Below are 12,943 nucleotides of genomic sequence, written 5' to 3' on the forward strand. Positions count from 1 at the left end.
TTTTCTAGAAATCGCCCGTGGTTTTGAACTCTTGGACCGCTTTTTTGTACCATTTATTGCCCGCTGAGGTTAAAGGAATAACCCGGGATTTCCGGCAGTGTTTCTGTCGCGATTATGGGCCGTGACACGGCTGAGGGAAGGGGCGTCGCCAAGGGCGGGCCCAAGACAAAGGGAATGGGATACGCATGACGCCGAATGTTCGACCGCTTGTTGCCGGAAACTGGAAGATGAACGGCACCCGTGCCTCGCTCGATCAGATCAAGGCCATGGCAGAGGGCGTCAAGGGCGCGCTGTCCGAAAAGGTGGATGCGCTGATCTGCCCGCCCTCGACATTGCTCTACGTCGCAACGGCGCTGTGCGATGACAGCCCGCTGATGATCGGCGCACAGGATTGCCACCAGAACGCCTCCGGCGCCCATACCGGCGATATTTCCGCCGAGATGATCGCCGACTGCTTCGGCACCCATGTCATCGTCGGCCATTCCGAGCGCCGCACCGACCATGCCGAGACCGATCATCTGGTGCGCGCCAAGGCTGTTGCCGCCCATCAGGCCGATCTCATCGCCATCGTCTGTATCGGTGAGACGGCGGATGAGCGCAAGGCGGGCCAGACGCTCGATATCCTCAAGCGCCAGCTGGCCGGCTCCCTGCCGGATGAGGCGACCGCCGAAAATACCGTCATCGCCTATGAGCCCGTCTGGGCGATCGGCACGGGTCTGACACCCACCGTGGACGATGTGCGCGAGGCCCACGCTTTCATGCGCGACGAACTCGTCAAGCGCTTCGGCGACGCCGGCAAGACCATGCGCATCCTCTATGGCGGCTCGGTGAAGCCCGCCAATGCGCTGGAACTGATGGGCGTCGAGAACGTGGATGGCGCGCTGATCGGCGGCGCGAGCTTGAAAGCTTCCGACTTCCTTTCCATCTATGCCGCATACGAGCAACTGACGGCTTGATCCGAGCTTTCCTGCAAGAGTAGCGGGAAAGGGGCTTGGAATAAGCTTTCGCCTCATGTAAAGAGCCGCAAAACCTTCTTTATGGTGCTCCGCGCGGGGCATGGAATGGATTGTCATGCAGACCGTTTTGATTGTTATTCACCTCATGATCGTGCTGGCGCTTGTCGGCGTGGTCCTGATTCAGCGTTCCGAAGGCGGCGGCCTCGGTATCGGCGGCGGTTCGGGCTTCATGTCCGCGCGCGGAACGGCCAATGCGCTGACCCGCACCACGGCGATCCTTGCCGCGCTGTTCTTCGCGACATCGCTCGGCCTCGGTCTCCTGACGCGCTACGAATCGCGCCCGACCGACATTCTGAACCGTATTCCGGCCACGCAGGGCCAGGGTAACGGCATTCTCGATACGCTCGGCCCGTCCACGACGCCGTCGACGCCGGCTCCGGCTGAGAATGGCGTTCCGACCAATAGTGGCGCTGCCGCACCCGCTCAGACGACACCGGCTCCGGCCGCTCCGGCCCCGGCGCAGCCCGCCGATCCGAACGCAGTTCCGACCGGTCAATAAGCCCGGTTTTGATTTAACGCTCCGGCAGGCCAAAAGCCTGCCGGTTTTCTTTTGTGTGCATTCCGGCCTGACCCATCGCAAATTCGTCAACAGCGAATTTTCGAAAGCATGAAATTTGGGCTGGCGGAATCAGAGGTAAAAAGGTATCCGGTGAATCCCATGGCGCGATATGTATTCATCACAGGCGGCGTGGTCTCCTCTCTAGGCAAGGGCATCGCCGCGGCAGCACTCGGAGCTTTGTTGCAATCCCGTGGTTATCGGGTGCGGCTTCGTAAACTCGACCCCTATCTGAACGTCGATCCCGGCACCATGAGCCCGACACAGCACGGCGAAGTGTTCGTGACTGACGACGGTGCCGAGACGGACCTCGATCTTGGCCACTACGAGCGCTTCACGGGGCGTTCGGCCACCAAGACCGACAACATCACCACCGGTCGCATCTACAAGAACATCATCGACAAGGAACGGCGCGGCGACTATCTCGGCGCAACCGTTCAGGTCATTCCGCATGTCACCAACGAGATCAAGGATTTCGTGATCGAAGGCAATGACGATTACGACTTCGTCATCTGCGAGATCGGCGGCACAGTGGGTGACATCGAGGCGATGCCGTTCATGGAAGCGATCCGCCAGCTCGGCAACGACCTGCCGCGCGGCACGGCGATCTATCTTCACCTGACGCTGATGCCTTACATTCCGGCAGCCGGTGAGCTGAAGACCAAGCCGACCCAGCATTCCGTGAAGGAATTGCAGGCGCTCGGCATTCACCCCGACATCCTCTTGGTGCGCGCTGACCGGGAAATCCCGGAAGCGGAACGCCGCAAGCTTTCGCTGTTCTGCAACGTGCGTCCGTCCGCCGTCATCCAGGCGCTGGATGTGGCGAATATCTATGACGTTCCGATTGCCTACCACAAGGAAGGCCTCGATTCGGAAGTGCTGGCCGCCTTCGGCATCGAGCCGGCGCCGAAGCCGCGTCTGGAGCCCTGGGAAGAGGTCTGCAACCGCATCCGCACGCCGGAAGGCGAAGTGACGATTGCGATCGTTGGCAAATATACCGGCCTCAAGGATGCCTACAAGTCGCTGATCGAGGCGCTGCATCACGGTGGCTTCGCCAACCGCGTCAAGGTCAAGCTCGAGTGGATCGAGTCGGAAGTCTTCGAAAAGGAAGATCCGACCCCCTATCTAGAAAAGGTCAACGGCATTCTGGTGCCGGGTGGTTTCGGCGAGCGCGGTTCGGAAGGCAAGATCATGGCGGCGCAGTTCGCACGTGAGCGCAACGTGCCTTATTTCGGCATCTGCTTCGGCATGCAGATGGCGGTCGTGGAAGCGGCCCGTCACCTTGCCGGCATCGAAAATGCATCCTCCACCGAATTCGGCCCGACCTCCGAGCCGGTCGTCGGCCTGATGACCGAGTGGGTGAAGGGCAACGAGCTGGAGAAGCGCTCCTCCAAGGGCGATCTCGGCGGCACGATGCGTCTCGGCGCCTACAAGGCAGCGCTGAAGAAAGACACCAAGATCGCCGAAATCTACGGCACCACTGACATTTCCGAGCGCCACCGCCACCGCTATGAGGTAAATGTGGATTACAAGGACCGGCTGGAAGAATGCGGCCTGGTCTTTTCGGGCATGTCTCCGGATGGTGTCCTGCCGGAAACGGTGGAATATCCTGACCACCCGTGGTTCATCGGCGTCCAGTACCACCCGGAACTGAAGAGCCGTCCGCTCGACCCGCATCCGCTTTTCGCCAGCTTCGTGGAAGCGGCGGTGGAGCAGAGCCGGCTGGTTTGACGGTTCGAATGAGATGAAGAGGGCCGCTTTTGCGGCCCTTTTTGTTGGACGATACTTTCCCTTTGTCATCCTCGGGCCTGACCCGAGGATCCACTGCCGCGCGACTATGGATCCTCGGGTGAAGCCCGAGGATGACGTCGCGTCTAAAGAACAGTTAGTCATCGTTCGAGACCGCGCTCCACGCGATCTTTTTCTTTTCGAACAAACAAAAAACGGGCCCGAAGGCCCGTTTCCATCTCAGCAAATTCCAACCGGCTTACTTCGGCCCGATCATGTTTTCCGGGCGCACATACTGGTCGAATTCCTCGTTGGTGAGGTATCCGCCGCCAACGGCCTCGTCGCGCAGGGTCGTGCCGTTCTTGTGCGCAGTCTTGGCGATCTTGGCGCAGATGTCGTAGCCGAGCTTGCTGTTGAGCGCAGTGACGAGCATCAGAGAGTTTTCGACGCCCTTTTTGATATTGTCTTCGCGGGCCTCGATGCCGACGACGCAATTGTCGGTGAAGGAGACGGCCGCGTCGCCCAGAAGCTGGACCGACTGCAGGAAGTTATAGGCCATCATCGGGTTATAGACGTTGAGCTCGAAGTGGCCCTGCGAACCGGCGAAGGAAAGGGCGGCATTGTTACCGAAGATGTGGGCGCAGACCTGCGTCAGTGCTTCCGACTGGGTGGGGTTGACCTTGCCCGGCATGATAGACGAGCCGGGTTCATTTTCCGGCAGCGAGAGCTCGCCGAGACCGGCGCGCGGGCCGGAGCCGAGGAAGCGGATGTCGTTGGCGATCTTGAACAGCGCAGCAGCAGCCGCGTTGATCGCGCCATGGGAGAAGACCATGGAATCGTGCGAGGCGAGCGCCTCGAACTTGTTCGGCGCGGTCACGAAGGGCAGGCCGGTGATCTTGGAGATCTCCTCGGCGACCTTTTCGGCGAAGCCGATGGGAGCGTTGAGGCCCGTGCCGACGGCGGTGCCGCCCTGGGCGAGCTTGGAGAGCGCGGGCAGGGTGGTTTCAATGTTGGCGATGGCGGAGGCGACCTGCGCGGCATAACCGGAGAATTCCTGGCCGAGCGTCAGCGGGGTTGCATCCTGCGTGTGGGTGCGGCCGATCTTGATGATCTTCTCGAACTGCTTGACCTTGGCTTCCAGCGCCTTGTGCAGGTGCTTGAGGCTCGGCAGCAGGTGGTGAACGATCTCTTCCACGCAGGCGATGTGCATCGCCGTCGGGTAGGTGTCGTTCGAGGACTGGCTCATATTGACGTGGTCATTGGGGTGGACGGGCTTCTTGGTGCCCATTTCGCCGCCGAGCATTTCGATGGCGCGGTTGGAAATCACCTCATTGGCATTCATGTTGGACTGGGTGCCGGAGCCGGTCTGCCAGACGACAAGCGGGAAATGCTCGGTCAGCTTGCCGTCGATGACTTCCTGTGCGGCGGCGATAATGGCGTCGCCGACCTTGGGGTCGAGACCGGCCAGCGCCATGTTGGTGCGGGCGGCAGCCTGCTTGACGATGCCCAGCGCACGAACGACAGAGGCGGGCTGCTTTTCCCAGCCGATCTTGAAGTTGCCGAGCGAGCGCTGCGCCTGCGCGCCCCAATAGCGATCGGCCTGAACTTCAATGGGTCCAAATGTATCGGTTTCCGTCCGTGTGGCTGTCATCAATCTTGCCTTTTTACTTGTTTTCCTCCGCCAAAACGGCGCCTTCGCCCGCCTTGCGCGGCCGATATATAGAATCATCGCGCCGGCAATGAAAGCGCTGCAATGCGGCAGAGGCAGATATTTCCCGCCGCGCAGAAGCGATTTTGGAGGAAGGGCAGGGCGGGGATGAAAAACGGGCCTGCGTGTCATTTTTACTACGTCGCGAAACGGCCGGGAAACCGGGCTTTCCGCAGCATGCAGGCTGTCCGTCCGGTCATGGCAAAGTGAATGAAATAAATAGAAATTTAACCATTCTCGCCAATTCTGGAAATTACGTTTTTATGGCTTTGGCTGTATCATAAGGTTCATTTCGGCACGGTTGTGGACTTTGGGCGTTTCTTTTCAACGGGCCGTCGATCGGCTAGACAGGCATGAAACTGATGCCCGCCGTTTCGCTGGCGGTGCTGGGTGCTACGAGGATCAAATTGCAAGTCACATCTGGAAAAACATCGGCAGCGCTGGTGCTGGCTCTCGGTCTTTCCGTTTCCACCGCTCTTCCCGGCAGCGCCGGCGCGGTCACGCTGATGGACCTCCTGCGCGGCGGCCCGGCCAAGGCTGCGCGCGATCGCGGTGAACTGCCGCCGGCCGGCATCGTCACCTCGCCGCCGGGTGCGCGGATGAGCGCCGATGCCTCCGATCCCGAGCCCCTGCCGCGCGTTTCCGGCCCGCGTTATTACGATTACAAGGCGGATGCGGCGCGCGCGGTGAACACGGCGAATTTCGGCGAGGGCCTCGCCAATCTGAAATTCAGCGCCACGCCTGAAATCGGAAAGGCGCTGGAAGCCTATTACGGTGTCGGCGGCAAGACGCTGTGGGTTTCCGGCGGCGAGCTGACCGAGCGCGCCAACGCCGTCATGGCCTTCTTCGAGACGGTTGGCGAAAGCGGCCTCGATCCGGCCGACTACAGCATTTCCGCGCCGGCAAAGGATGTGACCGCCAGCATCAGCAGCAATTCGACAGGCGCGACCGCGACCGGCACGCCGGCGGAAACGGCCTCCGCATCGACCTCCGACGTCTACCAGCGGGCGCAGATGCAGTTCGAGCTGGCGCTGTCCGCCAAGGTTCTCGCCTATGTGCAGGATACCATCCGCGGGCGTGTCGATCCGAACCGGCTCTCCGGCTACCATGATTTCAAGCGCAAGACGGTCAATCTTGCACCCGTGCTGAAGCTTGCGGGCCTGAGCCCCGATGTCGCCGCCTATCTGCGCAGCCGCGAACCTGATAGCGCCGAATACCAGACGCTGAAGGCGGAACTTGCGCGCCTGCGCGGCGAGGGCGATGCGGTTCACGCCGTCCGTGTTCCCGCCGATCTGGTGCTGAAGCCCGGCAACAGCAGCGCGGATATGGTGAATGTCGTCAAGGCCATCGAACATCGCGCTTCGCCGGCCTTCAAGGCCGAGCATGCGGCGATCATTTCCGGTTATCAGCAGACGCCTGACTATACGCCTGATCTCGTCGACCTGGTGAAGGCGTTCCAGAGCGAAAACGGCCTGAAGCCCGATGGCGTGATCGGTCGCGCCACCGTGCGCGCCATGGTCGGCGAAAGCAACGATGCGAAGATTGCCAAGGTGCAGGTGGCCATGGAGCAGATCCGCTGGCTGCCGGCCGATCTCGGCCAGCGTTATGTCTTCATCAACCAGCCCGCCTTCATGGCCTATTACCACAATGACGGCCAGGAGCAGTTCGGCATGAAGGTGGTCGTCGGCTCCAAGGCCAACCAGACCTATTTCTTCCAGGACGAGATCCAGACCGTCGAGTTCAATCCCTACTGGGGCGTGCCGCAGTCGATCATCGTCAACGAGATGCTGCCGAAGCTGCGCCGCGATCCGTCCTATCTCGACCGGCTGGGTTATGAGGTGCAGGTGGGCGGCCGTGCCGTCTCCTCCACCAGCGTCAACTGGTATGGCTCGACCAACGCCGTTTCCGTGCGCCAGCCGCCAAGCAGCGACAATGCGCTGGGCGACCTGAAGATCCTGTTCCCCAATGCACATGCCATCTACATGCATGACACGCCGGCCAAAAGCTTCTTCAACCGCGACATGCGGGCGCTGAGCCACGGCTGTATCCGTCTGGTCGATCCGCGCCGCATGGCCGCCGCGGTTCTCGGCACCAGCGTCGAAAAGGTCGGCGAGCAGATCGCTTCGGGCAAGAACCGCGCCGTGCAGGTGCCGGTGAAAATCCCGGTCTATGTCGCCTATTTCACCGCCTGGCCGGACAAGGACGGCAAGGTGCAGTTCTTCGACGATGTCTATGACCGCGACAGCTATGTGCAGAAGGCGTTTGCCGTGACGACGAAGGCGCGGGCCGCGTCGATCTGATAGAACAGCATCGAGAGAGAAGGCGCCGGAAACGGCGCTTTTTTGATCGAAATGCAAGACGTGCGTGCGTATGAATGTTTGGCTCAACAGTAGCATCCGCATACCGTCACCCCGGCCTTGAGCCGGGGGCCGGCGCATCAACTCCTTGATCGCGAGAGACTCTTTTCACGGCGCAGACGCGCCGTGGCTGGATGCCGGATCAAGCCCGGCATGACGGAAGAAGGGGCGCGCAACTCTCATTGTGGTCGAGTGTGCCGCACCGTGGCTTTTTCTGCCTGGTCTCTAACCTCTCACGCCGCAGCCGCACCCTTCGCAACCAGTTCCTCGAACAGCGCCGGCGTCAATTCGGCGAAATCGTCGATCACGACATCCGGCTCAAGTTCCACCATCGGCACATCCGTATAACCGAAGGTGACGCCGATCGACGGCACGGCGGCATTTTTTGCCGCGAGGATGTCGTTGATGCTGTCGCCGATCATGATCGAGCGCCTGATATCGCCGCCGGCCTTTTCGATGGTGCCGAGAATATGGCGGGCATCCGGCTTGCGGAAGGCGAAGGTGTCGCCGCAGGTGATGGCGGCGAAATAGCCTGTCAGACCGAGTTTTTCGAGCAGCGGCAGAGCGAGGATTTCGGTCTTGTTGGTGCAGACGGCGAGCGTGATGCCGGCTTCCCTGAACGCATCCAGCGTGTTGACGATACCGGGATAGGGGCGGCTTTCGCCGGGCATTTCGGCGCGGTAATGGGTGATGAAGCGCTGATAGAGCGGCTCGATGTCGGCTTCCGGCAGTTCCCTCTCGCGAAGCGCGAAGGCGCGCTTGATCATGACCCGCGCGCCCTGGCCGACGAGGTGGGTCAGGTCGTCATAGGTGACGGGAGCAAGCCCGGCTGCGGCGATGGTGTGGTTGAGGCTCGAGACCAGATCGGCGGCGGTATCGACCAGCGTGCCGTCGAGATCGAAAATGGCGAGCGGGGAGAGCGGGCGGGATGTCACGGGAACTGGCCTCTCGGGAATGCGTGTAACTGATGTATCGGTGCTTTCATTCCCGCCAAGCCTAGGCAAACGGGCCTGTCTTTGCAACCGCGTCACAACGTTCTGTTCGTTGGCTTGAAAAAGGCTTTCGTTTGGCTTTCGACCCGTGTAAACAGCACGGCGACGACAAAGTTACCGGAGTTTCAGGCACATGGATGCCCGCCAGATGAAGATCAAGGCCGCCGAGGCCGCATTGTCCCACGTACAGGATGGGATGAGGCTCGGTATCGGCACGGGTTCGACGGCCGAGGAATTCGTCAGGCTTCTGGCCGAAAAGGTCGCCGCCGGTCTGAAAGTCGAGGGGGTGCCGACATCCGAGCGCACAGCGCGCCTGTGCGTCGAGCTTGGCGTGCCGCTGAAATCGCTGGATGAATTGCCGGAACTGGATTTGACCATCGACGGTGCGGATGAGGTCGATCATGCGCTGCGTCTCGTCAAGGGCGGCGGCGGCGCGCTGCTGCGTGAAAAGATCGTTGCGGCGGCATCCGCCCGCATGATCGTGATCGCCGACCAGAGCAAGGTGGTGGAGACGCTGGGCGCCTTTCCGCTGCCCATCGAAATCAACCCGTTCGGCCAGGTGGCGACGCGTATCGCCATCGAAAAACTGGCGTCGCGTTCCGGGCTTTCCGGCGCGCTGACGATGCGTTCGTCGGGCGACGGCGCCTTCATGACCGATGGCGGACACCTTATCCTCGACGCATCTTTTGGCCGTATTCCTGATGCAGAAGCGCTAGCACGCGAGCTGAACACGATTCCCGGTGTCGTCGAGCACGGACTTTTCATAAATTTGGCATCGCTTGCCATTATCGCGGGTCCTGAAGGCGCCCGCGTGATGCAGGCAGTATAACAGGAGCGAGATTTTCATGGTCAAATTAGCGGGACTGGGCAAAGCTGCCGCTGCTTCGATCCTCATTTCCGGCATCGTGTTCGGTACTGCCGCACGCGCTCAGGAAATTTCGGAAGCGCATATCGCTGCCGCACGGCAGGCGATCACCTCTCTTGGCGTTACCGACCGTTTCGATGACATTCTGCCGGGTCTGGCGGAGCGTCTGAAGGCCGAACTCATTCAGGCTTCGCCGAACGTTCAGGACGCGATCACCGAGACTGTCGATGCGAAGGCTCTCGAGCTTGCGCCGCGCCGCGCCGATCTGGAGCGCGAAGCAGCGCTCACCTATGCGCGCGCCTTCACCGTTGAAGAGCTGAACGCCATTTCCACCTTCTACAGCAGCGAAGCCGGTAAGAAGCTTCTGAAGGACGGCCCGATCGCCACGCGCGAACTGATGAAGGCCGCCGATATCTGGGCCGCCGGCATCAACCGCGACCTCAACGCTTCCAGCATGTCGGAACTGCAGAAGGTTGCCGGCGCCGATCTGAAGCCGCTTCCGGCCGATCAGAACGCCACCGGTGGCGCTCCGGCTGCTCCCAAGCCCTGATTGGGTGAACGGACAATTCAGAAATATTCAAAGCCCGGCCGCAAGACCGGGCTTTTCATTTGTGCGTCGCAGCACCTATATGTGCCGTGAATGCGCCGCCGCCCGTCTCGAGGCTGAGGACGGCGGTTTTGATCAGGGGTTTTGACTATGACAGCTTATGACTACGATCTTTTCGTCATCGGTGGCGGTTCCGGCGGCGTGCGCAGCGGCCGCGTGGCGGCCTCGCTCGGCAAGCGCGTCGCAATCGCCGAGGAATACCGCTATGGCGGAACCTGCGTCATCCGCGGCTGCGTGCCGAAGAAGCTGTTCGTTTATGCCTCGCAATTCCCTGAGCATTTCGAGGATTCGGAAGGATTCGGCTGGAGCGTCGGCGAGCGCAGCTTCGACTGGAAGAAGCTCATCGCGGCCAAGGACAAGGAAATCACCCGTCTCGAAGGGCTCTACCGCAAGGGTCTGGAAAACGCCAAGGCCGATATTTTCGATAGCCGGGCGGAACTGGTCGACGCCCATACCGTGAAGCTGACGAAAACCGGCGAGACCTTCACCGCCGAGCGCATCGTGATTGCCGTCGGCGGCACGCCGAACGAGCACAAGGCGCTGCCCGGCCATGAGCTGACGATCTCGTCCAACGAGGCTTTCGACCTGGAAGAGCTGCCGAAATCGATCCTGATCGCCGGCGGCGGTTATATCGCTGTCGAATTCGCCAATATCTTCCATGGGCTCGGCGTCGAAACGACCCTGATCTATCGCGGCAAGGAAATCCTGTCGCGCTTCGATCAGGACATGCGCAAGGGCCTGCATGAAGCGATGGAGGCCAAGGGCATCCGCATCCTTCTGGAAGATATCATCGAGGAAGTCAGCAAGGACGGCGCCGGCGGTTTCGTGGCACGCACCAAGCAGGGTAGCTCTCTGCATGTAGGTCTTGTCATGCTGGCGCTTGGTCGCGATCCGAATACCAAGGGCCTCGGTCTCGAAAACGCCGGTGTGAAGGTGGATGCGCGCGGCGCGATCATCGTTGACGATTATTCGCGCACGAATGTGCCGAATATCTTCGCGCTGGGTGACGTCACCGACCGGGTACAGCTGACGCCGGTGGCAATCCATGAGGCAATGTGCTTCATCGAAACCGAATACAAGAACAACCCGACCAAGCCGGATCACGAGCTGATCGCGACGGCGGTGTTCTCGCAGCCGGAAATTGGCACCGTCGGCCTTTCGGAAGAGGAAGCCGGCAAGAAATATCCGGAACTGGAAGTCTATCGCGCCCAGTTCCGGCCGATGAAGGCGACGCTTTCCGGCCGTCAGGAAAAGACGATCATGAAGCTGATCGTCAATGCCGCCGACCGCAAGGTTGTTGGCGTCCATATTCTCGGCCATGAGGCGGGCGAGATGGCGCAGCTTCTCGGCATCACGCTGAAAGCCGGCTGCACCAAGGATGATTTCGACCGCACCATGGCGGTTCATCCCACAGCCGCCGAAGAACTGGTGACGATGTATTCGCCGAGCTATCGCGTCGTGAATGGCGAGCGTGTGTAACGCCGGTACGGGCGTCGTATAATCGTCGCCCACATCAGCCTGCCGCCCTTTGAAAGCGAAGTTTTCGAATGGCGGTGGGGTTGTTAAATCGTTTGAATTGACTTTTGTGCGTCTGGAGCGCTCAAAACGGGCAGAATGAGCCGGATGGCTCGGGGATCGGCTATGCAAAGCCGATGCTTGGAGCTATAAGCCGCTCAATTTTTCGAGGCGGCCGCGCGACGTCGCGTGGGCGAGAAAAGGGTGAGAACATGGCACAGAATTGGACCCCCGGCAGCTGGCGGCAGAAACCGATCCAGCAGGTTCCCGAATATCCGGATGCGGCAGCACTTGCGGCAACGGAAGCCACGCTTGCGACCTATCCGCCTCTGGTCTTTGCCGGCGAAGCCCGCCGCCTGAAGAAGCAGCTCGCCAATGTGGCGGAAGGCAACGCCTTCCTGCTGCAGGGCGGGGATTGCGCCGAAAGCTTCCTCGAGCATGGCGCGGACAACATCCGCGACTTCTTCCGTGCCTTCCTGCAGATGGCCGTCGTGCTGACCTATGGCGCGCAGCTGCCCGTCGTAAAGGTCGGCCGCATTGCCGGTCAGTTCGCCAAGCCGCGCTCTTCCAACGTGGAAGCGCAGGATGGCGTGACGCTGCCGTCTTACCGCGGCGACATCATCAACGGCATCGAATTCAACGAGGCTTCGCGCATTCCGAACCCGGAGCGCCAGCTCGACGCCTACCGCCAGTCGGCGGCAACGCTGAACCTGCTGCGCGCTTTCGCGATGGGCGGTTACGCCAACCTTGAAAACGTTCACCAGTGGATGCTCGGCTTCATCAAGGACAGCCCGCAGGCGGACCGTTACCGCAAGCTGGCCGACCGCATTTCCGAAACCATGGATTTCATGAAGGCGATCGGTATCACGGCGGAGAGCAATCCAAGCCTGCGCGAGACCGACTTCTTCACCAGCCATGAGGCGCTGCTTCTCGGTTACGAAGAGGCGCTTACCCGCGTCGATTCCACCTCCGGCGACTGGTACGCCACCTCGGGCCACATGATCTGGATCGGCGACCGTACGCGGCAGCTCGACCATGCGCATGTGGAATATTTCCGCGGCATCAAGAACCCGATCGGCCTGAAATGCGGTCCGTCGCTGACGCCCGACAATCTGATCGAGCTGATCGACGCGCTGAACCCGGCGAACGAGGCCGGTCGCTTGACGCTGATTTGCCGCTTCGGCCATGACAAGGTGGCGGACAGCCTGCCGAAGCTCATCCGCGCTGTCGAGAAGGAAGGCCGCAAGGTCGTCTGGTCCTGCGATCCGATGCATGGCAACACGATCACGCTCAACCACTACAAGACGCGTCCGTTCGAGCGCATCCTGTCGGAAGTCGAAAGCTTCTTCCAGATCCACCGCGCCGAAGGCACGCATCCGGGCGGCATCCATATCGAGATGACCGGCAAGGACGTGACGGAATGCACGGGCGGCGCGCGCGCCGTGACGGCGGATTCGCTGTCCGACCGTTACCACACCCATTGCGATCCGCGTCTCAATGCCGATCAGGCGCTGGAACTGGCGTTCCTGCTGTCCGAGCGCATGAAGAGCGGTCGCGATGAGAAGCGTCTGGCAATCGCCAACGCGTGATATGAAGCCT

General features: G+C 61.0%; 10 protein-coding genes. 8 read left to right on the forward strand and 2 right to left on the reverse strand.

Features of this window, described 5'->3' with window-relative positions:
* Positions 1 to 185 precede the first annotated feature (185 nt).
* The 3 genes from tpiA (at position 186) to N5D22_RS11135 (ending at position 3,303) form a co-directional block, all read left to right on the forward strand.
* Positions 186 to 956, forward strand: a complete 771-nt coding sequence (tpiA, locus tag N5D22_RS11125) for a triose-phosphate isomerase (protein WP_020809901.1) — start codon at positions 186 to 188, stop codon at positions 954 to 956.
* Positions 957 to 1,071: 115 nt separating this feature from the next.
* The gene (secG, locus tag N5D22_RS11130; RefSeq protein ID WP_279655069.1) at positions 1,072 to 1,515 is read left to right on the forward strand and encodes a preprotein translocase subunit SecG; all 444 of its coding nucleotides are present in this window, start codon (positions 1,072 to 1,074) and stop codon (positions 1,513 to 1,515) included.
* A gap of 159 nt (positions 1,516 to 1,674) precedes the next feature.
* On the forward strand, positions 1,675 to 3,303 hold the full coding sequence (locus N5D22_RS11135) for a CTP synthase (RefSeq protein ID WP_003524803.1): 1,629 nt from the start codon (positions 1,675 to 1,677) through the stop codon (positions 3,301 to 3,303).
* Between the two features lie 256 nt (positions 3,304 to 3,559).
* On the opposite strand, the gene fumC is transcribed toward N5D22_RS11135, so the two are convergent.
* The gene (fumC, locus tag N5D22_RS11140; RefSeq protein WP_279655070.1) at positions 3,560 to 4,951 is read right to left on the reverse strand and encodes a class II fumarate hydratase; all 1,392 of its coding nucleotides are present in this window, start codon (positions 4,949 to 4,951) and stop codon (positions 3,560 to 3,562) included.
* A gap of 500 nt (positions 4,952 to 5,451) precedes the next feature.
* On the opposite strand from fumC, the gene N5D22_RS11145 reads away from it, so the two are divergent.
* Complete coding sequence (locus N5D22_RS11145) at positions 5,452 to 7,308, forward strand: murein L,D-transpeptidase (RefSeq protein WP_279655506.1); 1,857 nt, start codon at positions 5,452 to 5,454, stop codon at positions 7,306 to 7,308.
* Between the two features lie 290 nt (positions 7,309 to 7,598).
* Here the strand turns inward: N5D22_RS11145 and N5D22_RS11150 are convergent, their stop codons facing one another.
* Positions 7,599 to 8,300 (reverse strand): phosphoglycolate phosphatase, encoded by a 702-nt coding sequence (locus N5D22_RS11150; protein ID WP_279655071.1) that lies wholly within the window; start codon positions 8,298 to 8,300, stop codon positions 7,599 to 7,601.
* A gap of 190 nt (positions 8,301 to 8,490) precedes the next feature.
* Between N5D22_RS11150 and rpiA the strand changes: the two genes are divergently transcribed.
* The 4 genes from rpiA to N5D22_RS11170 all read left to right on the forward strand — a co-directional run bounded on the left by rpiA (position 8,491) and on the right by N5D22_RS11170 (position 12,933).
* A complete protein-coding gene (gene rpiA / locus N5D22_RS11155) occupies positions 8,491 to 9,186 on the forward strand; it encodes a ribose-5-phosphate isomerase RpiA (RefSeq protein ID WP_065654995.1) in 696 nt (231 codons plus the stop codon).
* A 16-nt stretch (positions 9,187 to 9,202) separates the two neighbouring features.
* Entirely contained in the window at positions 9,203 to 9,772 is a 570-nt protein-coding gene (locus N5D22_RS11160; protein ID WP_003524811.1) for a DUF2059 domain-containing protein, read from the forward strand.
* Positions 9,773 to 9,919: 147 nt separating this feature from the next.
* A complete protein-coding gene (gene gor, locus N5D22_RS11165; protein ID WP_271046055.1) occupies positions 9,920 to 11,308 on the forward strand; it encodes a glutathione-disulfide reductase in 1,389 nt (462 codons plus the stop codon).
* 248 nt (positions 11,309 to 11,556) lie between these two features.
* On the forward strand, positions 11,557 to 12,933 hold the full coding sequence (locus N5D22_RS11170) for a 3-deoxy-7-phosphoheptulonate synthase class II (protein ID WP_279655072.1): 1,377 nt from the start codon (positions 11,557 to 11,559) through the stop codon (positions 12,931 to 12,933).
* The last annotated feature ends 10 nt before the right edge of the window (positions 12,934 to 12,943 follow it).

Source organism: Agrobacterium sp. GD03872 (assembly GCF_029840625.1).
Classification (GTDB): Bacteria; Pseudomonadota; Alphaproteobacteria; order Rhizobiales; family Rhizobiaceae; genus Agrobacterium; species Agrobacterium fabrum_A.